The organism is Arthrobacter sp. AOP36-A1-22, from assembly GCF_052377615.1.
Lineage (GTDB): Bacteria > Actinomycetota > Actinomycetes > Actinomycetales > Micrococcaceae > Arthrobacter_H.
The window spans coordinates 1-24,067 of sequence record NZ_JBQSWX010000027.1; the positions used below are offsets into that span (position 1 = coordinate 1).

Below are 24,067 nucleotides of genomic sequence, written 5' to 3' on the forward strand. Positions count from 1 at the left end.
TTACTGCATTTAAGGACCCCGTGCCGGCGTTCCGGCCGCCGGCTACCTGTTTTCGCGTTCAGGGGAACTTCGGCCGGCGCACAGCCAAAGCCCGAAGTCGATCAGTAGGGTGAGGGTCAGACCACCATCGACGCCACGGGAACTTCTGGCGTCCCGACCCCTGGGGAGCCATGACTGCAGATCCAGCTTCACGCACTATGCCCGAACCCGCGACCAGCGAGGACCACCGCGACCACGACGTGAGGATCCAGGACGACCTGTACCGACACGTCAACGGCCAATGGCTGGCCACCGCGCAGATCCCCGGGGACCAGGGCAGCTACGGGTCGTTCATGCAGTTGCGCGACGAGGCGGAAGCGGCCGTGCACGCCATCATCAAACAAGCACGGCACGATAGCGCCGAGCCGGCCGGGGTGGCCGACGCCCGCCAGGAACGGATCGCCGGGCTCTTCAGCAGTTTCATGGACGAGGACGCCATCGAAGCCCGCGGCATGGACCCCATCCGCGAGGATCTGGCATCCGTCTACGCCTGCACCAGCATCGAACAGTTGCTGACCCTCAGCGGGGCTCTTCAACGGCGAGGCGTCTCGGGGCTCTACCAGGCCGGAGCGAACTCCGACGCCGGCCAACCGGACCGCAACATCTTCTCCATCATCCAGTCCGGCCTCGGACTGCCGGACGAATCCTATTACCGGGACGAGAAGTTTGCTGAACTGTTGCAGGAATACCAGGAACACCTGGGCCGGTTGCTCGGCCTGGTGGAGGTACCCAACGCCGACCAGGCAGCTGCCGGAGTGGTCGAGTTGGAGAAGGCACTGGCCGCCCATCATTGGGATGCCGTCAAATGCCGCGACGCCCAGGCCCGCTACAACCTGATGTCAGCGGAGGGGCTCTTCTCCCTCCAGCCGACCTTCCGCCTCTGGCTGGAGGGCGCGGGCATCGACGAGAAGTACTACGACGAAGTCGATGTCTGGCAGCCCAGCTACCTCCAGGGGGTCGAGGGGCTGCTGCACTCCCAGCCGCTCCGGGCGTGGCGCGACTGGCTGGCCGTACAGGTCGTGCGCAGCAACGCCTCGTTCCTTTCCGCGGCCTTCGTGGAGGAGAACTTCTCGTTCTATTCGGCCAAACTGGCAGGGGTGACCGAAATGCGTCCGCGGTGGAAGCGCGGGGTGGCCTTCACCGAGGGGGCCGTTGGCGAGGACATCGGACAACTCTATGTCGACGGGCACTTCGGACAACGCAGCAAGGACCTCATGGAGGACCTGGTCGGCAACCTCATCGCCGCCTATCGGCTGTCCATCGACGCCTTGGGTTGGATGAGCGCGGAAACCCGGGTGAAGGCCCAGGAGAAGCTCTCCATGTTCCGCCCCAAGATCGGTTATCCCGTGAAGTGGATCGACTACAGCGACGTATCGGCGGACCCGGATGACCTGATCGGCAATGTCTCCAGCGCCAATGAATTCGAGTTCTCCCGTGAACTGGCCAAAATCGATGAGGGTGTGGACAGGGACCTGTGGTTCATGTATCCGCAGACGGTCAACGCCTACTATCATCCGCTGCTGAATGAAATCGGGTTCCCGGCTGCCATCCTGCGTAGCCCGTTCTTCGACCCCGACCGGGACCCGGCCTCGAACTACGGGGCCATAGGTGCGGTCATCGGCCATGAGATCGGCCACGGCTTCGACGACCAGGGCTCGCAGTTCGACGGGACGGGCCAACTACGCGACTGGTGGACCGCCGAGGATCGTGCGGCCTTCGAAGAACTCACGGCCCGGCTGGTGGCCCAATATGATGCCCTCGTCCCCGAGGAGGCGCCGGAGCACCACGTCAACGGCGAACTCACCCTGGGGGAGAACATCGGCGATCTGGGTGGCCTGGGCATCGCCTACCAGGCCTACCGCCTGGATCTGCAGGCCCGCGGGCTGTCGGTGGATGAAGAGATCGACGGTCTGAGCGGGGACCAGCGCTTCTTCCACAGTTGGGCCGAGTGCTGGAGGTCGCTGACCCGTCCCGAAACGATGGTCAACCGGATCACCACCGATCCCCATTCCCCCGGGGAGTTCCGCTGCAACCAGGTGGCGCGGAACATGGATGCCTTCCACCGGGCCTTCGACACGAAGCCCGGCGACGGGATGTGGCTGGATCCCCAGGAGCGCGTTGCCATCTGGTGACCGGTGCTCTACCGGCGTCCCCTCCTGGAGACGGCGGTGGAGCGCTTCCGTGCAGCAAACCGTGACCGTTGGCACACCCATGGAAGAGCGTGCCCGTGCCGCGGCCGAAGGACGTAGAATCGAGTACTGTGACTGCTGATCAGACCCCCACCGCCCCCACCCCTGCCGAGACCATCGACACGCATGACCTGCGCCAGGTGCGTCTGGCCAAACGCGCCGAGCTGCTCGAAGCCGGCCGCGAGGCGTATCCGGTCGGCGTCGAACGCAGCCACACCCTGTTGCAAATCCGTGAGAAGTACGGACACCTGGAAGCCGGCGAGGAGACCCAGGACATCGTCGGCGTGGCAGGGCGCATCGTGTTCGCCCGCAATACCGGAAAACTGTGCTTCGCCACGTTGCAGGAGTCGGGCCCGAAGGGCGAGGCCGTCCGCCTGCAGGCCATGCTCTCGCTGGCCAACATCGGCGAGGAGTCGCTGGCCGACTGGAAGCGACTCACCGACCTGGGGGACCACGTGTTCGTCAAGGGTGCCGTCATCAGTTCCCGCCGCGGCGAACTCTCCGTCATGGTCACCGAATGGCAGATGGCCTCCAAGGCATTGCGCCCCATGCCGGTGCTGCACGCCGACCTCAACGAGGAGACCCGGGTCCGCCAACGGTATGCCGACCTCATGGTCCGCGACGAGGCCCGCGAGATGATCTACAAGCGTGACGCCGTGACCCGTGCCGTACGGGACACCCTCTACGGCCACGGGTATGTGGAAGTCGAAACCCCGATGCTGCAACTGATCCATGGTGGGGCCTCGGCTCGGCCCTTCCACACGCATCTGAATGCCTTCGACCAGGACATGACCCTGAGGATCGCCACCGAGCTCTACCTCAAGCGCACCGTCGTCGGCGGCATTCCCCGCGTCTTCGAAGTAGGGCGCCTGTTCAGGAACGAAGGTGTGGACTCCACCCACTCCCCCGAGTTCACGACGCTGGAATGCTATGAGATCTACGCCGACCAGTTCGTGATGGCCGAACGGATCCAGGAGATCATCCTCAAGGCCGCCGACGCCGTCGGGGCCGGCCGCCGGATCGAGACCTCCCAGGGCACCATCAACCTCGACGGCGAATGGCGCTGGCTTAGCGTCTATCCCGCCCTCTCCGAAGCGGTGGGCACCGAAATCACCCCCGAAACCACGGCCGGGCTGCTTCAATCGATCGCCGAGAAGCACCGCGTGAAGGTCGACCCGAAATGGGGGGCCGAGAAGCTGGTCATCGAACTGTTCGGGGAGATCGTCGAACCGACCCTGATCGACCCGACCTTCGTCTACGACTACCCGCCGGCGGCCCAGCCGTTGGCCCGACCGCACCGCTCCCAACCCGGGGTCATCGAAGCCTGGGACCTGATCATCGGGGGCATGGAACGCGGCACGGCCTTCACCGAACTGATCGATCCGGTCATCCAGCGAGAACGCCTCACCGAACAATCCCGACTTGCCGCCGACGGTGACGACGAAGCCATGCAACTGGACGAGGACTTCCTGCGGGCGCTGGAGTACGGTGCCCCGCCCATGGGCGGCATCGGGTTGGGCATCGACCGGCTGGTCATGCTCTTCACCGACGCCGGCATCCGCGAGACCATCCTCTACCCGCTCCTGAAGCCCGAGGCCTAGACCATGGCCTACGTCGAGGTGCTGCTGCCCACGATCGTCGCGGCACTGGTCTTCTGGTTCGTGATGCGTGCCCTGTTCCGGGTGGATCGCAATGAGCGGCTGGCGGAATCCGCTGCCGATGCCCACCGGGAGGGGACGGCCCCTACCGAGGAACCCGACCCCGGGAGCGCCGACCGGCCCGGGGAGTAGGTTCCCGGACGCCGAGATCGGCCCATCCGCAGTACCATGGTCTCCGGAGGCACACCTCGACCCCCGGACCCCGAGGGCGAGATGCCCCGGGGCCCGCCTGGAAGCCCCGATACCTTCTAAGTGAGGAGCCGCCCGTGGCGCGCAAGGTCGAAATCACGCTCATCGACGACCTGGACGGGTCGACGGCGAACGAGACCGTGCACTTCGGTCTGGACGGCAGCCACTACGAGATCGACCTCGGCGAGGCCAATGCCGGGAAGCTGCGAGAGGCGCTGGCCCCCTTCGTCGCCGGGGCGAGGCGTTCCACCGCCTACTCCGCGTCCGAGGCCCCCGCCATCCGGGCGTGGGCTGCCGACCACGGCTTCAAGGTCAGCGAACGCGGCCGCCTGCACTCGGAGGTCATCGACGCCTACCGCGAAGTACATCCGGAGTCCTGAGCCCGCTTCGGCAACCCCCGGGACCTCCCGGGGACCGGCTCGGACACCCCGCCGGCGGGACGGTGGGGAAATCTGCTTTATCCCCACGGCGAACACGGGCCATCTGGCGCCATTTGATGCGTAGCATCGTGAGTACGCGTTAGCTAGGAGTGTGCCGCATGTTTGAGAGATTCACCGACCGTGCCCGTCGCGTTGTCGTGCTCGCCCAAGAAGAGGCGCGCATGCTCAACCACAACTACATCGGAACCGAGCACATCCTGCTCGGCCTGATCCACGAGGGGGAGGGTGTCGCCGCGAAGGCGCTGGAGTCACTGAACATCTCCCTCGGTGCCGTTCGGGAGCAGGTGCAGGAGATCATCGGCCAGGGCCAGCAGGCCCCGTCCGGACACATCCCCTTCACCCCCCGCGCCAAGAAGGTCCTGGAACTCTCCTTGCGTGAGGCACTCCAGCTCGGCCACAACTACATCGGTACGGAGCACATCCTGCTCGGTCTGATCCGTGAGGGCGAAGGAGTGGCCGCCCAGGTCCTGGTCAAGTTGGGCGCCGACCTGAACAGGGTCCGCCAGCAGGTCATCCAGCTGCTCTCGGGTTATCAGGGTGGCAAGGAAACCGCAGGCGCCGGAGTCGGCCAGGGCCAGGCCGAAGGACAGCCTGCCGGCTCGGTCGTGCTGGACCAGTTCGGGCGAAACCTCACCCAGGCGGCCCGCGACGGCAAACTCGACCCGGTCATCGGCCGCGAGTTCGAGAAGGAACGCGTGATGCAGGTGCTCTCGCGCCGGACCAAGAACAACCCGGTGCTGATCGGTGAGCCGGGCGTCGGCAAGACCGCAGTGGTCGAGGGCCTGGCCCTGTCCATCGTGCGCGGCGACGTCCCCGAGACCATCAAGGACAAGCAGCTCTACACCCTGGACCTGGGGTCCCTGGTGGCCGGCAGCCGCTACCGCGGCGACTTCGAGGAACGCCTGAAGAAGGTCCTCAAGGAAATCCGCACCCGCGGTGACATCATCCTGTTCATCGACGAGATCCACACCCTCGTCGGCGCCGGTGCCGCCGAAGGCGCCATCGATGCAGCGTCGATCCTCAAGCCCATGCTGGCTCGTGGCGAACTCCAGACGATCGGCGCGACCACGCTGGACGAGTACCGCAAGCACATCGAGAAGGATGCCGCCCTGGAGCGCCGCTTCCAGCCGATCCAGGTCAAGGAACCTTCCGTGGAACACACCACGGAGATCCTGCGTGGCCTGCGTGACCGCTACGAGGCGCACCACCGGGTGACCATCACCGATGGCGCATTGGCCGCTGCCGCTCAGCTGTCACACCGCTACGTCTCCGACCGCTTCCTGCCGGATAAGGCCATCGACCTCATCGACGAAGCCGGCGCCCGCCTGCGTATCCGTCGACTGACGGCCCCTCCGGCACTGAAGGAGATGGACGAGCAGATCGCCAAGGTCCGCCGGGAGAAGGAATCCGCGATCGATGCCCAGGACTTCGAAGGGGCCGCCTCGTTGCGCGACAACGAGCAGAAGCTCCAGGAGGAGCGTGCCGAGAAGGAGAAGTCCTGGAAGAACGGCGATATGGACGATATCGCCGAAGTCGACGAGGAACTGATCGCCGAAGTACTGGCGAACTCCACGGGCATCCCGGTCATCAAGCTGACCGAGGAGGAATCCGGCCGCCTGCTGAACATGGAGGCGGAGCTGCATAAGCGGGTCATCGGCCAGGACGAGGCGATCAAGTCGATCTCGCAGGCCATCCGCAGGACCCGTGCCGGGCTGAAGGACCCCAACCGCCCGGGCGGTTCGTTCATCTTCGCCGGCCCCACCGGCGTCGGCAAGACCGAACTGGCCAAGGCCCTGGCGGAGTTCCTCTTCGGCGAGGAAGACGCACTGATCACCCTGGACATGTCCGAGTACTCGGAGAAGCACACCGTGTCCCGGCTCTTCGGTGCCCCTCCGGGCTACGTCGGTTACGAGGAGGGCGGACAGCTGACCGAAAAGGTCCGTCGTCGCCCGTTCTCCGTCGTGCTGTTCGACGAAGTCGAAAAAGCCCACTCGGATCTGTTCAACTCGTTGCTGCAGATCCTGGAGGACGGCCGATTGACCGACTCCCAGGGCCGTGTGGTGGACTTCAAGAACACCGTGATCATCATGACGACCAACCTCGGCACCCGGGACATCTCCAAGGGCGTCATGACCGGCTTCCAGTCGACCAGCGACACGAAGACCAACTACGACCGGATGCAGGCCAAGGTCCAGGAGGAACTGCGCCAGCACTTCCGCCCGGAGTTCCTGAACCGTGTCGACGACACGCTTGTCTTCCCGCAGCTGTCGCAGGAGGAGATCGTGCAGATCGTCGATCTGTTCGTGGCCCGCCTGGAGTCCCGCATGGTCGAAAAGGGGATGCACGTCCTGCTGACCGACGAGGCGAAGTACTTGTTGGCCACGAAGGGCTACGACCCGGCGATGGGTGCCCGTCCACTGCGTCGGACCATCCAGCGCGAGGTCGAGGACCAGCTCTCCGAGAAGATCCTCTTCGGGGAGATCATGGCCGGCCAGACGGTCACCGTGGACGTCGAAGGCGAGGGCGAGGACGCCAAGTTCACCTTCACCGGCCGCGAGGAGACCCCGGAACTGGAAGGCAAGGACAGCCCCGCGGAGATCGAGGAAGGCCACCTGAGCACCTGAGCCTGATCCCCGCCTGCACCAGGGGCCCGGTCGTGGAGATCCACGACCGGGCCCCTGGTCATGTGCTGGGAGGGTGCCGCCGACGGGAATAGGATGGGTAGATGCCAGATTTCATACTTCGGCCTGCCCGCACATCGGATGTCGCAGGGATCCGCCAGCTCGTCAGGCCGCTGGCCGATGAGAGGGTCCTGCTGGAGAAGGAAGCCGTCGCCTATTTCGAGAGCCTGCAGGAATTCATCGTGGCCGAGGACCGGGGGGACCTGCTGGGATGCGGTGCCCTGCACGTGATGTGGGAGGACCTTGCCGAGGTGCGCACGCTGGCGACCGTGGACAGCCGCCGCGGCCAAGGAATCGGCAGGTCCCTGCTCATCGAGTTGATCGAGAACGCGCGCAGGATCGGGGTCAGCCGGTTGTTCTGCCTGACCTTCGAGGTCGATTTCTTCAGGACGATGGGCTTCGATGTCATGGAGAATCAGACCGCCGTGGACCCCGAGGTGTATTCGGAGTTGCTGCGTTCCACCGATGAAGGCGTCGCCGAGTTCCTGGACCTCGCGCGGGTCAAGCCGAACACGCTGGGCAACACCAGGATGATCATGAACCTCTGAGGCCCGGGATTTCGCGCTCGGATGAATCCCGGATTAATTGGTCCGTCATGGTGGACGAGCGGCCGTGCTCGTACCTACGCTGGCAGCACAGGTCCCTCGGGGGCCGACGAGCCGCACCCCGCAGCCAGTGGGGAGCCGTGGCACCGTAAGTACCAACTGGAAACCAACGAAAGTAGGTCAAGAAATGGGACTCGGAGATAGCTTGGGTGGACTCGGCGACAAGGCCAAGGACCTCAAGAACGAACACGGTGACAAGATCAACGAAGGCGTGGACGCCGCCCAGGACAAGTTCGGCGACCAGCTCGGCGACCACAAGGACGCCATCGACGGCGCCCAGGAGAAGTTCCTCGGTGGCGACGACGACAAGGACAAGAAGGACAAATAAGTCCGTTCATCCTTCATGAGGTAGGCGCCGCACGGCGCCACGGGGCCCCGCGGTATGCGGGGCCCCGTTGTCGTTGACGGGCCCCGTCCCCGCCGCTAGTGCGGCAGGGTGATTCCTGCCTCGGTTTCCACGGCCAACCCGTCCCGCAGCAGCCCCGCCAGGCATCGACGGCGCTGTTCAGCCCCCGCAGCCAGCGACCTCAGCCGTTGGAACGCAGAATCGGACTCGGCGTCGCCCCCCGACTCCGGCGGGGCGGTGTCCACCAGCAGGTCGGCGGGTTGGGGGTCGTCGCTGGCGCGCAGGACGGCCATCATGGCACCGCGGACCTGGCGATCGGTCCCCGCCCAGGGTTGGCCCTTGGGCGTGTAATGGGGTTCGGGCCTGCCCCGTGCGATCCAGGCGCAGGAGGCCGAAACCGGGCATTCGGCGCAACGCGGTGAGCGGGCCGTGCAGATCAGGGCCCCCAATTCCATCACCGCCGCATTCCAGGCGCAGGCCAGATCGCCCCCGTCGTCCCCGGTGGCCGGCATGAGATCGCCAGCCAATCGTGCTTCCGCAGCGGTCGGGCTGGGTTCGGCCAGGGCCTTGCCGCTGACCAGGCGGGCATGGACCCGCCTGATGTTGGTGTCCACGACGGTTTCGGGCTGCCCGAAGGCGAAGCAGGCAATGGCTGCTGCGGTGTAGCTGCCGACCCCGGGCAGGGCGAGCAGGTCAGCGGGGGAGGAGGGCACCTCTCCTTCGTGTTCCTCGACGATGCGTCGGGCGGCCTCGCTCAGGCGCAGGGCACGCCGCGGATAGCCGAGCCGGCCCCAGGCCCGCACTGCCTCTCCCGCGGGTTCGGCAGCCAGTGCCGCCGGTTCCGGCCAGCGGCGCATCCATTCTTCCCAGACAGGTAGGACGCGGGCCACGGGAGTCTGCTGGAGCATGAACTCGCTGACCATGATCCCCCAGGCGCCGCACTGCGGGCTCCGCCAGGGCAGGTTCCTGCCTTCGGTGGCGAACCATCCGGTGATGTCGTGATGGAGGGCATCGAGGTCCAGCGGCGGGGTGGGTGGCACGTGACTCCTTGGAAAGCGGGGCACCAATACCCTAGTGCACGGCGTGGGAACCGGGGGTGGCCGCGGCTGCTCCATACCCTAGGGGCATGGCACAACAGCAGTCCCGGTCTCCGGGCAGGGGCAAACCCAGTCCGGAAGTCTTCCGTCGTCGTCGAATCGTCGTTGGAGTGGCTCTGCTGGTCGTTCTCGCGTTGCTGGCCTGGGCCGTGATCGCCGTGGTGGGCTTCTTCACCAGGACCACCGACGGTGCCGGCCCGCCGCCGGCCGCCGCGTCCTCGAGCCCGGCGCCTTCCCCGTCGGCCAGTGCCGAGGCCACCCCATCGGCGAGCGGAAGTGCTGCCGCCACCGAAAGCGGCAGCGCCGAAGCATCGGCCTCCAGCACGGCCTCCTCCGCGGAGGCGGCGGGCGGAACCTGCGCCTCCGGAGACATCACGTTGGGCGCCGCTACGGATCAAGGCAGCTATGACCCTGCGGAGAAGCCGGTGTTGGAGATGAAGATCGAGAACACGGGCTCCGAGGACTGCACGGTGAATGTGGGGACCAGTCAGCAGGAATTCAGCATCGTGTCGGGATCGGACCGGATCTTCTCCACGACGGACTGCCGCAAGGATCCCTCCGATAGCGATATGACATTGAAGGCAGGGGCGACCGAAAGCGCCCGCTTCACCTGGGATCGTCAGCGCAGTGCCCCCGGCTGCAAGGACATCGAGTCCAAGCCCCGCCCGGGAACCTACACGTTCACCGCCAAGCTGGGCGACGTCGAAAGCGACAAGGTCAACTTCTCGCTGAAGTAGGCCGCCGCCGACGGGCCTACATGTACCGGTCGAGCAGACTGGACTCGGCAATGCGTGAGAGGCCCTCACGGACCGTGCGGGCCCTTTGCTCGCCGATGCCGTCCACGGCCATCAGGTCATCGATGTTGGCGGCCATCAGGTGCTGCAGGCCGCCGAAGCTGGCGACCAGCCGATCGGCGACCGCGCGGGGAACCGATTTGATATTGGCCAACAGGCGGAAACCCTGGGGGTGCACCACCGCCTCCAACGAATCGGTGCCCGGGGTGAAGCCGAGGATCGTGGAGATCCGGCTCAGGTCGATCATGTCGTTGGAGCTGAAGGAACGCAGCTGCGCCAATGAAGCGGCAACATGTTCCGTTTCGGTTCCGGCCTCGGAATAGTCTTTCAGCAGCAGGTCACTGCCCGGTCCCAGCCCAGCACTGAGCTCATCGAACTGCAGGGCCAGCAAGCGTCCGTCAACACCAAGTTCGAGCACATACTGGTCGATTTCCTCGGAGATGCGTCGAACCATTTCCTGACGTTGGAGCACCACGGCAACATCGCGGACGGTGACGGTTGCCTCGATCTCGAGGGCGGAGAGGGTGCTGGTGACCTGGTCCAACCGGTTGCGGTAACGCTCCAAGGTGGCCAAGGCCTGATTGGCCCGGGCCAGCACGGGTTCGGAACCCTCCAGGACATGGCGGATGCCCTGGACGTAGATCGCAATGATATGCATTGACTGCGACACCGAGATGACCGGGAAACCCGTCTGAATGGCCACGCGTTCGGCTGTACGGTGCCGGGTTCCTGATTCCTGGGTGTCAATGGAATGGTCGGGCACCAACTGCACTGCCGCCTTGAGGATGTTGGAGGCGTCGCGGTCGCAGAGGATGGCGCCGTCCATTTTCGCCAACTCGCGCAGGCGGGTGGGGGAGAAGTCGATATTGATGTCGAAGCCTCCCGACGAAATCGATTCAACGGTCCGGTCACTGCCCAGAACGATCAGGGCCCCGGTCCGACCACGCAGGATCCGCTCCAGACCATCACGCAACTGGGTCCCGGGGGCGACACGGGCCAGCGTGGTGCGCAACGCTTCTTCAGGCGATTTGGGCATGGGGTTCCTTCCGATGGATCACCCCATCCTAAGCAGGGCGCGGCCGCTGCGGCGAGGCAGGACGTCGGTGCGGTGCGCAGTCGACCCTAACCAAAGGCCGCGCTCAGCGCTTCCTGCAGGGTACTGACTTCGCGGACCTTGAAGCCATGGGGCACGACACCGGGCCCATTGGGAGAGGCCGGGACGACCGCATAGCGGAAACCCAGGCGCTCGGCTTCGGTGATGCGGCGACCGATATCCGGTACCGGCCGGACTTCCCCGGCCAGCCCGACCTCCCCGAAGGCAATGAACTGTGCCGGCAGGGGACGATCCAACTTGGCCCCGGAAATAGCCAGGGCCGTGGCCAGGTCGGTGGCGGGTTCCCCCAGCCGGACGCCGCCGACGGTGGCGACGTAGGAGTCCAGGTTGGACAGGTCCATCCCCGCCCTGCTCTGGAGTACCGCAAGGATCATGGCCGTGCGGGCCGCATCGAGCCCACTGGTGGCCCGGCGAGGTTGGGCGTTGCTCGTCTTGGCCAGCAGTGACTGCACTTCGGCGACCAAGGGCCGCCGCCCCTCCAAGGTCACGGTGACACAGGTGCCCGAGACCGGTTCCTTGGTGCGGGTGACGAAGAGACCACTGGGGTCCGCGAGGCCTTCGATCCCCGATTCGGTCAGGTCGAAGCAACCCACTTCATCCGTGGGCCCGTACCGGTTCTTTACGGCCCGCAGCAGGCGCAGACGGGAGTGGCGCTCGCCGTCGAACTGGCAGACGACGTCGACCAGGTGTTCGAGCAGCCGGGGTCCGGCAATGGAACCGTCCTTGGTCACATGGCCGACCAGAATGGTGGTCATGTTTCGCTTCTTCGCGGCGTTGATCAGCGAGGCAGCGACCTCTCGGACCTGGGTCACCCCGCCGGCGGCCCCCTCAACATCAGCGGACGATAAGGTCTGGACCGAATCGATGACCAGGAGGTCGGGGTCCAGCCTTTCGATCTGGCCTAGGGCGATGCCCAAATCCGTTTCGGCCGTCAGATAGAGGGTGTCGGAAAGGGCGTCGATGCGTTCTCCACGCATTTTCACCTGGGCTGCCGACTCCTCGCCGGTGATGTACAGGACCGTACGGTCGGTGCGCGAGGTGCGGGCGGCGACGTCGAGCAACAGCGTCGATTTGCCGACCCCCGGCTCCCCGGCCAGGAGGATCACCGCTCCGGGGACGAGCCCGCCGCCCAGAACCCGGTCCAGTTCGCCGATGAGGGTGGGCCGGTAGAGGGCCAATGAGGAGTCGACGTCGGCGATCTTCAACGCCGGGCTGGCCACGGTGGCGGCCGCCGTGGTGCGGGCGGTGACCTGACCGATCTCCTCGACGCTTCCCCAGGCTTGGCATTCACCACAGCGTCCGACCCACTTTACGGTCGTCCAACCGCATTCGGCGCAGCGATAGCTCGGGGCGTTACGGGTGCGGGTACTGCTCTTACTGGCCATGGTTCACGATGTTATCGCCTCTGACTGACAGCTGGGCGCGTTTCAGAGCCTGGCCAGGAAGGGGACCGCTTCGGAGTGCTCCAAGCCGGTGGCCTCCAACAGGTCCACGACCAGGGGGCGCAGCAACAGGACGAGCCCCTCGCCCTGTAGTCCGGTGGCGCCGAAGGAGGCGGGGGTGAGCCGGCCGGCGGCAGCGATGAGTTCCTCCCGTGCGGCTGTCTCTGCTCGGTCACGCTGTGATTGTTGGGGCTCCATGACGGAGCGGGCCAACGCGTCGGCGGCATCGGCCAACTCGTCGAGGTAGACCGAGAGCTCCAGGGCGGCTTCATCGCGTAGGGCCGCGTGGGTGATGACCGAAGCCATCCGCCGGGAAAAGACCCGGAGGTTACGCATGGCCAGATCTACTTGCCCGGCGACCCGCCGCAACCGTTGCAGTTCGCCGCGGTGGCGCCGAAAATGTGGTGAAAACGTGGCGATCTCATGGGCGCCGGTCAACGAAGCCGGAATCTTATCCATCAGCGGCTGGGACCCGCGTGCCCTGACCAGTGCATGCCAGGCGCGGGTCGAATCGGATTCGCGGACGGCGACGGAGCATTCGCGCAGGATGGCCGAGAGTTCACGTATGAGTTGGCGTAGTTCCCCGGCCGGTTCCCGACGCGGGTCCCGCGGCGCCAAGGCGGTGATCAGCAGGGCGCATAATCCTCCGATGATGGCATCGGCACTACGCGTGAAGGGACCGCCATCGGGGGCCGGGAGCAAAACCACGAGCAGGGCCTGAACTCCGAACTGGGTGGTGAAGATCGATCCGCTGTCCAGGAAACGGGCGAGAACCAGGGAAACAGAGACCACGGTGGCCGCCTGCCAGATTCCGGTACCCAGCGCGGTGAGCAAAAGGTCGCCGACGGCGATGCCCAGGGTGCAGCCGATGGCCACCTCGAGGACGCGGCGCATCCTCGTCATTCCACCGAACCCCAAGGCGATCACCGCCGATGTGGCAGCGAAGAGGGGCGCCTGGTGGCCCAGGATCTTCTCCGCGATCCAGTAGGCGCCGACCGCGCAGACGGTGATTTGAATGATCTGCACCAGTGATACACGGACCCGAGCCGTCCCCGAACGTGCTCTCCGGCGCAAAAATGAGGACACGTTGCCCAGCGGTGTCCTCTTGTCCATGCCTACAGTTTGGCATGAAAGCAGGTGAACACCCCAGCGCTGTGTGATGGACCGCTCACGAAGCGCACTCACGACCGAAAACCCTCGTCAACGCTGGAATTCCCGCGAACATGCGGAGAAGATCCGACCCGAGTTAACCTGTTGTTCACCCGGCCCGGGACCGTTCTTCACTTCCGCTGCCTAGCGTCGTAGATGCACCGCAAGACCAGCCATCGTCGCAGAAGAAGAAGGAATGACCACGTGAAGCTTTCCCGCACTGTTCAGATCGCCTCAGTACTTTCCGTCGCAGCCCTGGCTCTCACCGCCTGCGGTTCCGATAATCCCACCGGCAGCACCGAAAGTTCGGGCGGCTCTTCGGAGCAGAGTAGCAAGGCCGTCACCGGAACCCTGACCGGTATCGGCGCCTCCTCGCAGAAGGCGGCCATGGACGCGTGGAAGTCGGGATTCGAATCCACCGGCGAGGGGGCGAAGGTCCAGTACTCCCCGGATGGCTCAGGAGCCGGTCGCAAGGCCTTCTTGGCAGGTGGCGCACAATTTGCTGGTTCCGATGCCTACCTCTCCGACGAGGAGTACGAATCCTCCCAGAAGATCTGCGGCCCCGAGGGGGCGTTCGACATCCCGGCCTACGTCTCCCCGATCGCCGTGGCCTACAACCTCGAAGGCGTCGGTCAGCTCAAGCTTGATGCGAAGACGATCGCCGCCATCTTCAAGCTGGAGGTCACCAGCTGGAACGACCCGGCGATTGCCGAGCAGAACGAGGGCGTCGACCTGCCGGACACCAACATCACCGTGGTGCACCGCAACGACGAGTCGGGCACCACCGAGAACTTCACCCAGTACCTCTCGGCAGCCGCAGGTGACACCTGGACGTACGAGGAGTCGGGGGACTGGCCCTCGGACCTGCAGTCCGAGAACGCGAAGGGAACCGCCGGCGTCGTATCCACCACCACCTCGACCCCGGGGGCGATCACCTATGCCGACGCTTCGGCCGTCGGCGACTTGGGGACCGCCTCGGTCAAGGTGGGCGAGGACTACACCGAGCTTTCCGCAGAAGCAGCAGCCAAGGCAGTGGAAAGCGCCGAACCGGTCACCGGGCGCTCGGACGTGGACATGGCCCTGGAACTGAAGCGCGATACCACCGAATCGGGGGCCTACCCGATCAGCTTGGTCAGCTACCACATCTACTGCAGCACCTACCAGGACCAGGAGACCGTTGACCTGGTCAAGGCCTGGGGCAACTACGTCGTCGGCGCCGAAGGCCAGCAGGCCGCAGCCGACTCGGCGGGCAGCGCCCCGCTGTCCGAGCCGTTGATGGAACAGGCCCATGAGGCCATCGACTCCATCAAGGTAGCTTCCGAGTAGCCAAAGCGAATAACCAACCCAGCCCGGAGTCCAGGAATTCCCCTCCGCTATGGACTCCGGGCCACCACGGACCGAAAGGTCACATATGACAACCAATGCGCTGACTCCGGGACCCGGTTCGGGCAGGACCGGAGACCGGGTCTTCTCCGCGGCCGCCAAGTCCGCCGGGATCCTCATCCTCCTCACGCTCTTCGCCGTCGCCCTGTTCCTCTTCGTCCAGGCGATCCCCGCCTTCACCGCCGACCCGGAAGCCATCTCCGGGGGGCACGGGTTCTTCGCCTATATCTGGCCGATTGTCATCGGCACCGTGATCGCAGCGGCCATAGCCATTGTGCTGGCCACCCCGGTCGGGCTCGGCGTCGCCCTCTTCATCTCGCATTACGCCCCCCGGAAGCTGGCCGCACCGCTGGGCTATGTGATCGATCTGCTCGCCGCGATCCCCTCGGTGATCTACGGGATCTGGGGCTATTTGGTGCTCGCACCGGTCTTGGTTCCGGGTTATGAATGGCTCAACCAGAATTTCGGGTTCCTCCCCATCTTCGGCGGGCCGGTCTCCCAAACCGGGAAGACGATGCTCACCGCGGGCGTCGTGTTGGCGGTGATGGTCCTGCCGATCATCACCTCCTTATCGCGGGAGATCTTCCTCCAGGCCCCCGGACTTCATGAAGAAGCGGCGCTGGCGCTGGGGGCCACCCGTTGGGAAATGATCCGTATGTCGGTGTTGCCGTTCGCCCGTGCCGGGATCATCTCCGCGGTCATGCTCGGTTTGGGCCGGGCCCTCGGGGAGACCATGGCCGTGGCGCTGGTGCTATCGACCGGCACGCTGATCCCCTCGCTGGTCAAATCAGGCAACCAGACGATCGCCGCCGAAATCGCCCTGAACTTCCCCGAGGCCTTCGGCCTGCGGATGTCCGAACTCATTGCGGCAGGCCTGGTGCTGTTCGTGATCACCCTGGCCGTGAACATGATCGCCCGCTGGATCATCAGCCGCCACCAGCAATTCTCGGGAGCCAACTGATGACCAACACCACCCTGACCCCGCTTCCCGTCCCGGTCACGTCGCGCCGCAACCGGCTCTCCAAGGGGCGCCTGCCTCGGTGGGCGATCCCCGCCGTCGGACTCTCCGCCCTGATCCTCGGGGCCGCCGGATCCACCCTCGGTGGCTTCTCCATCGCCTCGATGATGATCTACACGGCCCTCCTCTTCGTTGCCGGGGCCACCACGGTGACCGTTCTCGTGGAGGGCCGCCGGCAGGGGACCAACTCGTTCTTCACCTACCTCATCTACGGCTGCTTCATCCTGGCGCTGATCCCGCTGATCTCGGTGCTGTATACGGTGCTCGAACGCGGCCTGCCGGGAATGACCTCGAACTTCCTGTTCACCTCGATGAACGGCATGACCGGGGCCGTGGACAACCAGTCGGTGGCCGACGGGACCCCGGTCCTCGGTGGCGCCTACCACGCAGTGATCGGCACCCTGTTGATCACGGCGTTCTCGACGATCATCTCGGTCCCGATCGGAATGCTCGCGGCGATCTACCTGGTCGAATACGGGCAGGGCAATTCGCTCAGCCGGGGGATCACGTTCTTCGTTGATGTGATGACCGGCATCCCCTCGATCGTGGCGGGCCTCTTCGCCGGCGCCCTGTTCGGTGTCATCTTCGGACCCTCCACCCGGATGGGCATTGTTGCCGCCGTCGCCCTGTCGGTGTTGATGATCCCCACGGTGGTCCGCTCCACCGAAGAGATGCTCAAGATCGTCCCCAACGAACTCCGTGAGGCCTCCTACGCGTTGGGTGTGCGCAAATGGCGCACCATTTCCCAGGTCGTCATCCCCACCGCGATCTCCGGGATCGCCTCGGGCGTCACCCTCGCCATTGCCCGCGTCATCGGCGAGACGGCACCGATCCTGGTCACCGCCGGGCTGGCCAACAACATCAACTTCAACGTCTTCAGCAACTGGATGGCCACGCTGCCGACGTTCATCTACTACCAGATCCTCAGCCCCACCTCGCCGACGAACATCGACCCCAGTGCCCAACGGGCCTGGGCGGCAGCCCTGCTGCTGATCATCATGGTCATGGTCTTGAACCTCGGCGCCCGGCTGATTGCCCGGGTCTTTTCCCCCAAGACCGGCCGCTAGGCCCGAAGAACACCGAAGGAACCCCTTATGTCCAAACGCATCGACGTCTCAGACCTCAACGTCTACTACGGCAACTTCCGCGCCGTGGAGGACGTGAACATCGAAATCGAAGCCAAGTCGGTCACCGCCTTCATTGGCCCCTCGGGCTGTGGCAAGTCCACCTTCCTGCGCACCCTGAACCGGATGCACGAAGTGATCCCCGGCGCCACCGTCGAGGGCCAGGTCCTGCTCGACGGAGACAACCTCTATGACCCAGGGGTCGACCCGGTCACCGTGCGCAGCCAGATCGGCATGGTCTTCCAGCGACCCAACCCGTTCCCCACGATGTCCATCCGCGACAACGTGTTGGCCGGGGTGAAGTTGAATGCCCGCAAGATCAGCAAATCCGACGCCGATGACCTGGTGGAGTCCTCGCTGCGCGCCTCCAACCTGTGGAACGAGGTCAAGGACCGGCTGGATAAGCCGGGATCCGGGCTCTCGGGTGGCCAGCAGCAACGCCTGTGTATTGCCCGCACCATTGCGGTCAAACCCGGGGTGATCCTCATGGACGAACCGTGCTCGGCCCTGGACCCGATCTCCACCCTGGCGATCGAAGACCTGATCAACGAGATGAAGAACGACTACACGGTAGTCATCGTCACGCACAACATGCAGCAGGCGGCCCGGGTATCCGATAAGACGGCCTTCTTCAACATCGCCGGGACCGGAAAACCAGGCAAGCTCATCGAATACGACGATACGGCCACGATCTTCTCCAACCCGTCCGTCAAGGCCACCGAAGACTACGTCTCTGGCCGGTTCGGATAAACAGACGGTTTCCGTCGCGGGTCAGCGCGTGGCGGGAACGGCCCCGGAGGGGGAATCTCCGGGGGATCCCCAGTGGATCGAGTGCGGATGCGGGGTGCCTGCCGGTGCCCCGCATCCGTGCGTTGAACTCCCCCCGGGCAGCATGCACCTCGAGGGCATGGGCCGTTGCTTCAGCCGGCCCAGCCCAGCAGTGGATTGATGGCCAGGAAAAGCACCCCTGCGGCGGCAATGCAGGTCACGGGAGTTGCCAGCCAATACAACACGACGGAGACCACGCGCCTCCAGGCCACCGATTCGTACCGCTGGTTGGCGCCCGAACCCACGATGGAGCTGGTCACCGCCTGGGTCGTCGACAGGGGCATGTTCAAGGCGATCGCGCCGATGAACAGCATGGAGGCGGACACCGCCTGGGCGCCCATGCCGCGCAGCGGATCGATAGCCACCAGCCGGTAGGCGATCGTATGGGTGATGCGCCACCCCCCGCACAGCACCCCGACGCCCAAACAGCCCGCAGCGAGGGCCTGCGCCCAGAAGGGGATTCCCGTGGGGGTGGCGGTCTGCCCGGCCACGAGGGCCAGGGTGAGCATCGCGGCGGTGCGTTGGCCGTCCTGTAGGCCGTGCCCCAGGGCCACGGCCCCGGTAGTGACCGACTGACCCAGCCGCCCGATGGTGTTCACATCAGAGGAGCTGGAATTGCGTAGCAGCCAGGTCAGCGGGATGACCACCAGGAAGGATAGGCCAAAAGCGATCACTGGGGTCAGCAGCAGCGGGATCAGCACGCCACCGACCAGCATCCGGGTGATCCCCTGGGCGCCGTCCCCGCCGAGCAGTGCCGAGGCCCCGCTGGCACCGGCGAACCCCGAGATCACCGCCTGGGTCGAGGACATCGGCATGGCCCGATACCAGCAAAACAATCCCCAGCCACCCGCGGCCAAGACGGCTGTCAGCAGGATCGCCAGACCCGCGGCCCCATCCGGGACGTTCAAATCGGCGGCGGAGACCAAGGAACTGCCGAACGTTGTGCTGAGCAGGGTTCCCACGACGGTGAAAAATGCGGCCAAGACCACCGCGATCGAGGGGGTCAGCGCCCGGGTACGGACGGCTGCCGCCACGGAGTTGGAGGCGTCGCGGAAGCCGTTGAGGAACGCGAAGGCACAGATCGCGGCGAAGACGCACCACAGCAGCACGGTCATGGTTCCGACCGGCTCAGGATTCCTTGACCAGGACGCGTCCCAGATGGTCGGCGACCGCCCGCAACGAGTTCACTGATGCCTGCAATTGTTCGGCGACCGCACGGTGGCGCAGGATCGAGGAGGCCTTGGACAAATCGGCGATCTCTCCCAGCCAGGCCCGGTGGGTCCGGCGGGAACGGCGACTGAGCCGAATCATCTGGATCCAGACGTCCTCGAGGTCGTCGGGGTGCTGGAGCCTGGCCAGCGCCTCATTGGTCATCTCCGATTGACGTCCGAGCATCTCCAGCTGTTCCGCAGCCCGACGGGAGACCCCGGACACCGAGGTGGACACCAACAGGTCGCCGGCCCCGCAGAGTTCGCCCACGGCGTCATGGAGCAGGCGGGAAAACGTGTAGAGATCCTCACGCGGTAGCGGGTTGACGTAGCTGGTGCGCAAATGTGTGAGCAGGCCATGATGCAGATCGGTGGCCCGCTGCTCGAACTGCTCGAGCTCTCGGATCAGTCCCGGCTGGTCCTCGGAGGGAGCCCCCAACAGTTCCGACAGGGTTTCCACGCAATGGCGGACCGTGGTGCCCAACTCCTGCAGCAACTCCAGTCCACGCGTCTCCACGGGAAATAATCTGAATTTCACGAAGCTCTACCGCCGGCGTCTGGTGGGTGGACGAATGATTGCGTCCCAGTCTACGCACGGGCCTTCAAAGACCTGACCGGTGGGGTGGTGCCGAACCGGGAGCACCTCTCGGCGGAAGGCCGCTCGAAGCGGCTAAATTTTGGAACCCGGGGCTACCGCGGTCCGACACCGCCTCCATTTTTCTCCGTCACCCCCGGCCGTGTCAACATGGGATCTCGCTAGGTGGGATGCCGGATACTCGCGATGGCGGAACAGATCAGGCGGGGCACTGGTGCCGGTTCAGGTTAATTCGCCGCGCCGCCACGACCGGGCCGCCGCTTCGAGATCCTCCGCCGTCTTCACCAGCAGGTCGGCGTTGCGGGTCAATCGGGTGGCCCGGTCGGCGCTGGAGGTCTCGGAGGCGTCGGCGTGCTCGGCCTGGCCCAAGGAGATGATCCGGCAGAACGCGGCAGTACGTTCCAGAGCCACGTCGAAATCACCGTCGAAGGCTCCGGTCAGGATCGAATCGGTCATCGCCGAGACTTCGTCCGCTCCCGGAGGTTCGGCCACCCCGGCGACGACCCGTGAAACGTCGGCGGTCTGTTGCCCGGCGGCGAAATACGCGGCGTAGCGTTCGGGGTCGCGCCGGGTGGCCGTTCCGAGGGCGTAGAGCCGCCACAGGGCGCCGGGGAGCGAACGGGCGGGGCTCTTGGCCCACAGTTCGGCCAGCACCTCCAGACCCTCCTGATCGGCCAGCTTGATGAGCCGGGCGGTCACTGCGGGATCGGAGTTGGCCCGCCCGTGGTGGACCAACGCCTCGGCCGCCAATTGGCCGGCCTCCGAAATGCGGGCAGGGTCGATACCACTGGCGAAGGGCTCGAAATCTGCCGGGGCAAAAGGTGTCGGGCGGTGGTGTCGGCGTCCACCCGAGCCCGCTGCGGATGTCTGGGCGTCACTCATGTACTCGACGATACTCCGGACCCAAACACCCCGGCCACGACCTCGCTGCAACGGAGAGCGCGGATTGCGTTAGGATATATACCGGCCATCATGGTCGCCGGGGGCCTTTAGCTCAGGTGGTAGAGCATCGGACTTTTAATCCGCTGGTCACGGGTTCGATCCCCGTAGGGCCCACCAGAAGGTCGTTGTTCAAACCAGCGACATCACCGGTTTGAGTTCCGGATTCCGTCGTCCGTCCTTGTTGGCGGACGGCGAGGGTCTGGACGTCGCGGCTGAGAAACACGTTGAACGGGACGCCGGGCTCCCCGTGGATGGTGTCGTCGTCTTGGACGATGAGCTTGTCGAAGAAGGCTTGGTTGGCGATCCGTCGCAGTGGGTCGTCGATGCTCATGTAGATGGCGTGCATGTCGCCGGCCAGCGCCAGGCAGTCGTCCAAGTGGGCCTTGGCCTGTTCGTACTCGATGTCGCCGGCGTTAATCTGCGCTTGGAGGAACGCAAGCCGACGGGCGATGCGGTCCTGCTCGGTCCCCAGTAGGTCCAGGGGGACGGCTCCGGCGTAGTGGGCTTGCAAGAGTTTCTGGCGTTCATTCCGGAGCGCGTCGCGTTCGCCCTTGTATGCCTGGGTCTCCTGCTTGGCGGCGGTGTGGAGCCGATCGAATTCACCGGTGACTAGCTCGCGGAGCGCGGTGAGGACTTGCTCGGGTATCTGGACGTGGCGGTAGTAGTCCTCGACGGCGGCTTCGATGTCGGGCACGAACATGGACTTGCGTTCGCAGGTGGTGCGCTTGGCGTGCCGGCCGGAGCACATGAAGTAGGGGTAGATGACGCCGCGGCGGCTCTTCGCCCGGGTCAGGGTCAGTCGGGACCCGCACTCCCCGCAGTACAGGCTTCCCTTGAGGTAGTGGTCGTGGGATTGAGTCTTCTCTCCGGACGTCTGATGCGCGGTCAGGACGGCCTGAACTCGGTACCAGACCTCGGGCGCGACTAGGGGTTCGTGGATGCCGTCGTAGCTGGCGCCGCGGAACCGGACGCTGCCCTTGTAGTAGGGGTTGGTGAGCATCTTGTGGATCGTAGACAGCACCGGCGGCTTCGAGGGCCGCTTCGGGGTCGGGACCGTGGTCAGGCCACGGTCGATGAGTTCTTCACGCAGGCTGATGGTGGAGTGGTTCCCGGTGGCGTAGGCCTCGAACGCCCATCGCACCAGCGGGGCACGGTCGGGGTCGACCTCGACGGTGCGGACGTCGCGGCCGAGTTCGTCGCGGCGGGTGACGTTGAGGTAGCCCATGGGTGCTTTGCCGTTGGTGCCGCCACTGAGCGCTTTCTGGTTCATGCCCTTGGAGACTTCGCCAGCGAGGTTGCGGGAGTAGAACTCCGCGATGGTGGACATGATGCCGTGCAGCAGCATCCCCGACGGGGTCTCGTCGATGTTCTCGGTCGCGGACACGAGCATGACCCCGGCCTCTTTGAGGGCGAGGTGGATGGTCACGTCGTCGGCGCGGTTGCGGGCGAGCCGGTCGACCTTGTGGACGATGCAGTAGGCGACGTGGTGGGCCTTGACGTACTCGATCATCCGCATCAGCTCGGGCCGGTCGGCCTTGCGGGCGGACTCGCCGGCGTCGATGAACTCTTCGGTGATGACCGCGTTGAGGTCTCGGGCCTTGCGCAGGTTCGCCTCCCGCTGGGCGGGGATCGAGAAGCCCTCGGCACGGCCGCCGCGTTCGGCTTGTTCCTTGGTGGACACGCGCAGGTAGGAGACTGCCATGGTGGTGGTCTCGCCGATGCGGTCCAGGGCGGTAGTGGCTGGTGGTTGTGTAATGGTCACGGGTCGTGTTTCCCTTCCCCGGATTGATCGGGCCCAGCACGAACGGTGGCTACCGCTGGTGCGGTGCGACTCGTAAAAGGGAAACAGGACCCAGCCGACTCGATATCGGAGCCTGCTGGGTAAGCCACGAAGGCCAAACAGGACCGCGCACCACGACCGAACCGGAGGTTTAGTCGTTGGCTTCTTGCTGATCTGATTCTACCTCGTGCCCCCGACATGCGTCGGGACCCGGCGACACGGTGTCCGGTGCGGGACGGGCGTGGTCTTGTTCGGCGCGGGAACGGGCCATGCCGATGAACAGTTGTGCGAGCTTGTGCAGGTCGGGTGTCTCACGCGGCTCGGCCTCAATCCGGTAGTCCCGCATCCGATCCGGCAGCCGCTCGTCCCGGCCGGGCGTTTCTCGGTGCGTCATGAGATTTCTCCGGTGCGTTCATCGAGGGCGCGGAAGAACGCCTCCTCGGCTTCGCGGCGGGCCTCGACCTGCTCGAACACGAACTCCACGAAGTCCTCGCCGCGGTCGGCGATGATGACGTCCTCGACGGGCGGGGCGGGGTCTTCACCGGGCCAGACGGTCTGCCGGGTGTGCCGGTCGCGGTCCAGGCGGGTGCCGGAGGCGGCGACCCATTCGCGGAGCCTGTTGCGGGCGTCGGCGAAGTCGCGGTGCCAGCCGACGGGCGCCGAACCGTTCTGTTCGGGGTCGTAGGCGCACAGCCAGTGGAGGTGCAGCGCGGACAGCTCCCACATCAGTTCCAGGTGCCGGTGCCAGAACGGCGGGATCACCGCAGCGGGGAGCCCGTAAGTGCGGCGCAGCCATGCCACCCAGTCGTTCAGCGCCAGCCACTCCTGTTCGAGGTCGTGGGCGGTCAGCAGGTTCCAGTTCACCGGGTGCGGCGGCTCCGCCACATCATCCGATGCGTCTTCGGTGCCGGGGTCGTCGTCCAGATCGTCGGGCTCGTCTGGTCCGGGGGTGTATTCGTCCATCGTCAGCATCCCCTTCGGTCACATGCTCACGGACGCAGGCGGCTGCGTGACGGGGCGGTGCTCGGGGGCGGTAAACGCGGCCGCGTCCCGCTCAGGCGCGGCCCGGCGGGGTGTGCGGTCGACGTCGTATCGCGTGCGGGCCATGTCGTGCCCGAGCCGGCGGGCGACGAACTCCTCACCCTCGACCGCTTGACCGTCGCGTTGGTGGGTGTATTCGCGGACGTAGCCCTCGGCGATGAACTTGTCGCCCTTCGCGAGTCGTTCGTGGCCCTGCTCTGCGGCGGCCTTGAAGGCGACCAGGTTGTGGAAGGTGGTCTCCAACTGGGTGAACGACCGGTCGTCCTCCTGCCGGTAGTGTTCCTTGCCGACCTTCATGTACAGCCTGGCATCGCCGTTCTCGGTGCGGGTGAGTTGCGGGTCGGACGCGACGAAGCCCGAGAACGATTGCTGAGTCTGGATAGCCATCGGAATCTCCTCCTGAAA

23 protein-coding genes, 1 tRNA gene and 1 pseudogene are annotated in these 24,067 nt (G+C 65.5%); 14 read left to right on the forward strand and 11 right to left on the reverse strand.

Annotation, left to right across the window (positions count from 1 at the left end; all coding sequences use genetic code 11):
- The first annotated feature begins 170 nt into the window (after positions 1–170).
- The 7 genes from ACT3S2_RS13690 to ACT3S2_RS13720 all read left to right on the forward strand — a co-directional run bounded on the left by ACT3S2_RS13690 (position 171) and on the right by ACT3S2_RS13720 (position 8,129).
- The gene (locus ACT3S2_RS13690; protein WP_444555316.1) at positions 171–2,171 is read left to right on the forward strand and encodes a M13 family metallopeptidase; all 2,001 of its coding nucleotides are present in this window, start codon (positions 171–173) and stop codon (positions 2,169–2,171) included.
- Positions 2,172–2,344: 173 nt separating this feature from the next.
- Positions 2,345–3,829, forward strand: a complete 1,485-nt coding sequence (gene lysS, locus ACT3S2_RS13695; RefSeq protein ID WP_444555343.1) for a lysine--tRNA ligase — start codon at positions 2,345–2,347, stop codon at positions 3,827–3,829.
- A 3-nt stretch (positions 3,830–3,832) separates the two neighbouring features.
- Positions 3,833–4,018 carry a hypothetical protein gene (locus ACT3S2_RS13700; protein WP_444555317.1) on the forward strand — a complete coding sequence of 62 codons (186 nt, stop codon included), beginning with the start codon at positions 3,833–3,835 and terminating at the stop codon, positions 4,016–4,018.
- Between the two features lie 134 nt (positions 4,019–4,152).
- Positions 4,153–4,455, forward strand: coding sequence for a histone-like nucleoid-structuring protein Lsr2 (locus ACT3S2_RS13705; RefSeq protein WP_444555318.1), 303 nt, complete (start codon positions 4,153–4,155; stop codon positions 4,453–4,455).
- A gap of 158 nt (positions 4,456–4,613) precedes the next feature.
- Positions 4,614–7,139, forward strand: a complete 2,526-nt coding sequence (locus ACT3S2_RS13710) for an ATP-dependent Clp protease ATP-binding subunit (protein ID WP_444555319.1) — start codon at positions 4,614–4,616, stop codon at positions 7,137–7,139.
- 101 nt (positions 7,140–7,240) lie between these two features.
- Positions 7,241–7,744, forward strand: coding sequence for an amino-acid N-acetyltransferase (locus ACT3S2_RS13715; RefSeq protein WP_444555320.1), 504 nt, complete (start codon positions 7,241–7,243; stop codon positions 7,742–7,744).
- Between the two features lie 184 nt (positions 7,745–7,928).
- Entirely contained in the window at positions 7,929–8,129 is a 201-nt protein-coding gene (locus ACT3S2_RS13720) for an Rv0909 family putative TA system antitoxin (protein WP_444555321.1), read from the forward strand.
- A 95-nt stretch (positions 8,130–8,224) separates the two neighbouring features.
- Here the strand turns inward: ACT3S2_RS13720 and ACT3S2_RS13725 are convergent, their stop codons facing one another.
- Positions 8,225–9,187, reverse strand: coding sequence for an A/G-specific adenine glycosylase (locus tag ACT3S2_RS13725; protein ID WP_444555322.1), 963 nt, complete (start codon positions 9,185–9,187; stop codon positions 8,225–8,227).
- 86 nt (positions 9,188–9,273) lie between these two features.
- On the opposite strand from ACT3S2_RS13725, the gene ACT3S2_RS13730 reads away from it, so the two are divergent.
- Entirely contained in the window at positions 9,274–9,981 is a 708-nt protein-coding gene (locus ACT3S2_RS13730) for a hypothetical protein (protein WP_444555323.1), read from the forward strand.
- 16 nt (positions 9,982–9,997) lie between these two features.
- On the opposite strand, the gene disA is transcribed toward ACT3S2_RS13730, so the two are convergent.
- The 3 genes from disA to ACT3S2_RS13745 form a co-directional block, all read right to left on the reverse strand.
- A complete protein-coding gene (gene disA, locus ACT3S2_RS13735; RefSeq protein WP_086997616.1) occupies positions 9,998–11,074 on the reverse strand; it encodes a DNA integrity scanning diadenylate cyclase DisA in 1,077 nt (358 codons plus the stop codon).
- An 86-nt stretch (positions 11,075–11,160) separates the two neighbouring features.
- On the reverse strand, positions 11,161–12,537 hold the full coding sequence (gene radA, locus ACT3S2_RS13740) for a DNA repair protein RadA (protein WP_086997613.1): 1,377 nt from the start codon (positions 12,535–12,537) through the stop codon (positions 11,161–11,163).
- Positions 12,538–12,579: 42 nt separating this feature from the next.
- A complete protein-coding gene (locus ACT3S2_RS13745) occupies positions 12,580–13,707 on the reverse strand; it encodes an FUSC family protein (protein ID WP_443411957.1) in 1,128 nt (375 codons plus the stop codon).
- Between the two features lie 240 nt (positions 13,708–13,947).
- Here ACT3S2_RS13745 and pstS point away from each other — a divergent pair, with 240 nt between their 5' ends.
- The 4 genes from pstS (at position 13,948) to pstB (ending at position 18,018) form a co-directional block, all read left to right on the forward strand.
- A complete protein-coding gene (gene pstS, locus ACT3S2_RS13750) occupies positions 13,948–15,069 on the forward strand; it encodes a phosphate ABC transporter substrate-binding protein PstS (RefSeq protein ID WP_443411958.1) in 1,122 nt (373 codons plus the stop codon).
- An 85-nt stretch (positions 15,070–15,154) separates the two neighbouring features.
- On the forward strand, positions 15,155–16,087 hold the full coding sequence (gene pstC, locus ACT3S2_RS13755) for a phosphate ABC transporter permease subunit PstC (RefSeq protein ID WP_086997605.1): 933 nt from the start codon (positions 15,155–15,157) through the stop codon (positions 16,085–16,087).
- Entirely contained in the window at positions 16,087–17,211 is a 1,125-nt protein-coding gene (gene pstA, locus ACT3S2_RS13760) for a phosphate ABC transporter permease PstA (protein ID WP_441392249.1), read from the forward strand. The genes pstC and pstA overlap by 1 nt, the downstream gene beginning before the upstream one ends.
- 27 nt (positions 17,212–17,238) lie before the next feature.
- Complete coding sequence (pstB, locus tag ACT3S2_RS13765; protein WP_086997601.1) at positions 17,239–18,018, forward strand: phosphate ABC transporter ATP-binding protein PstB; 780 nt, start codon at positions 17,239–17,241, stop codon at positions 18,016–18,018.
- Between the two features lie 170 nt (positions 18,019–18,188).
- Here the strand turns inward: pstB and ACT3S2_RS13770 are convergent, their stop codons facing one another.
- The 3 genes from ACT3S2_RS13770 to ACT3S2_RS13780 form a co-directional block, all read right to left on the reverse strand.
- Positions 18,189–19,211: an inorganic phosphate transporter gene (locus ACT3S2_RS13770; RefSeq protein ID WP_086997598.1), complete on the reverse strand. Its 1,023-nt coding sequence runs from the start codon at positions 19,209–19,211 to the stop codon at positions 18,189–18,191.
- Between the two features lie 13 nt (positions 19,212–19,224).
- Positions 19,225–19,821 carry a hypothetical protein gene (locus tag ACT3S2_RS13775; RefSeq protein WP_241895493.1) on the reverse strand — a complete coding sequence of 199 codons (597 nt, stop codon included), beginning with the start codon at positions 19,819–19,821 and terminating at the stop codon, positions 19,225–19,227.
- 300 nt (positions 19,822–20,121) lie between these two features.
- Entirely contained in the window at positions 20,122–20,781 is a 660-nt protein-coding gene (locus tag ACT3S2_RS13780) for a hypothetical protein (RefSeq protein ID WP_444555330.1), read from the reverse strand.
- A 101-nt stretch (positions 20,782–20,882) separates the two neighbouring features.
- Here ACT3S2_RS13780 and ACT3S2_RS13785 point away from each other — a divergent pair.
- Positions 20,883–20,958, forward strand: a tRNA-Lys gene (locus tag ACT3S2_RS13785).
- Positions 20,959–21,106: 148 nt separating this feature from the next.
- Complete coding sequence (locus ACT3S2_RS13790) at positions 21,107–21,316, forward strand: hypothetical protein (RefSeq protein ID WP_444561806.1); 210 nt, start codon at positions 21,107–21,109, stop codon at positions 21,314–21,316.
- Between the two features lie 192 nt (positions 21,317–21,508).
- On the opposite strand, the pseudogene ACT3S2_RS13795 reads toward ACT3S2_RS13790, so the two are convergent.
- The 4 genes and pseudogenes from ACT3S2_RS13795 to ACT3S2_RS13810 all read right to left on the reverse strand — a co-directional run.
- A pseudogene (locus ACT3S2_RS13795) lies at positions 21,509–22,543 on the reverse strand (recombinase family protein); the annotation flags it as partial.
- A 229-nt stretch (positions 22,544–22,772) separates the two neighbouring features.
- On the reverse strand, positions 22,773–23,015 hold the full coding sequence (locus ACT3S2_RS13800; RefSeq protein ID WP_101572327.1) for a hypothetical protein: 243 nt from the start codon (positions 23,013–23,015) through the stop codon (positions 22,773–22,775).
- Positions 23,012–23,584: a hypothetical protein gene (locus ACT3S2_RS13805; RefSeq protein ID WP_444555331.1), complete on the reverse strand. Its 573-nt coding sequence runs from the start codon at positions 23,582–23,584 to the stop codon at positions 23,012–23,014. The genes ACT3S2_RS13800 and ACT3S2_RS13805 overlap by 4 nt, the downstream gene beginning before the upstream one ends.
- A gap of 18 nt (positions 23,585–23,602) precedes the next feature.
- Positions 23,603–24,049: a single-stranded DNA-binding protein gene (locus tag ACT3S2_RS13810; protein WP_444555332.1), complete on the reverse strand. Its 447-nt coding sequence runs from the start codon at positions 24,047–24,049 to the stop codon at positions 23,603–23,605.
- Positions 24,050–24,067: the final 18 nt, after the last annotated feature.

Bases quoted from the DNA above. Each gene is read 5' to 3' on its own strand.
- ACT3S2_RS13690 (WP_444555316.1), top strand. From the start codon at position 171: ATGACTGCAGATCCAGCTTCACGCACTATGCCCGAACCCGCGACCAGC.
- ACT3S2_RS13700 (WP_444555317.1), top strand. From the start codon at position 3,833: ATGGCCTACGTCGAGGTGCTGCTGCCCACGATCGTCGCGGCACTGGTC.
- ACT3S2_RS13710 (WP_444555319.1), top strand. From the start codon at position 4,614: ATGTTTGAGAGATTCACCGACCGTGCCCGTCGCGTTGTCGTGCTCGCC.
- ACT3S2_RS13715 (WP_444555320.1), top strand. From the start codon at position 7,241: ATGCCAGATTTCATACTTCGGCCTGCCCGCACATCGGATGTCGCAGGG.
- ACT3S2_RS13720 (WP_444555321.1), top strand. From the start codon at position 7,929: ATGGGACTCGGAGATAGCTTGGGTGGACTCGGCGACAAGGCCAAGGAC.
- ACT3S2_RS13730 (WP_444555323.1), top strand. From the start codon at position 9,274: ATGGCACAACAGCAGTCCCGGTCTCCGGGCAGGGGCAAACCCAGTCCG.
- disA (WP_086997616.1), bottom strand. From the start codon at position 11,074: ATGCCCAAATCGCCTGAAGAAGCGTTGCGCACCACGCTGGCCCGTGTC.
- radA (WP_086997613.1), bottom strand. From the start codon at position 12,537: ATGGCCAGTAAGAGCAGTACCCGCACCCGTAACGCCCCGAGCTATCGC.
- ACT3S2_RS13745 (WP_443411957.1), bottom strand. From the start codon at position 13,707: ATGGACAAGAGGACACCGCTGGGCAACGTGTCCTCATTTTTGCGCCGG.
- pstC (WP_086997605.1), top strand. From the start codon at position 15,155: ATGACAACCAATGCGCTGACTCCGGGACCCGGTTCGGGCAGGACCGGA.
- pstA (WP_441392249.1), top strand. From the start codon at position 16,087: ATGACCAACACCACCCTGACCCCGCTTCCCGTCCCGGTCACGTCGCGC.
- pstB (WP_086997601.1), top strand. From the start codon at position 17,239: ATGTCCAAACGCATCGACGTCTCAGACCTCAACGTCTACTACGGCAAC.
- ACT3S2_RS13770 (WP_086997598.1), bottom strand. From the start codon at position 19,211: ATGACCGTGCTGCTGTGGTGCGTCTTCGCCGCGATCTGTGCCTTCGCG.
- ACT3S2_RS13780 (WP_444555330.1), bottom strand. From the start codon at position 20,781: ATGAGTGACGCCCAGACATCCGCAGCGGGCTCGGGTGGACGCCGACAC.
- ACT3S2_RS13800 (WP_101572327.1), bottom strand. From the start codon at position 23,015: ATGACGCACCGAGAAACGCCCGGCCGGGACGAGCGGCTGCCGGATCGG.
- ACT3S2_RS13805 (WP_444555331.1), bottom strand. From the start codon at position 23,584: ATGGACGAATACACCCCCGGACCAGACGAGCCCGACGATCTGGACGAC.
- ACT3S2_RS13810 (WP_444555332.1), bottom strand. From the start codon at position 24,049: ATGGCTATCCAGACTCAGCAATCGTTCTCGGGCTTCGTCGCGTCCGAC.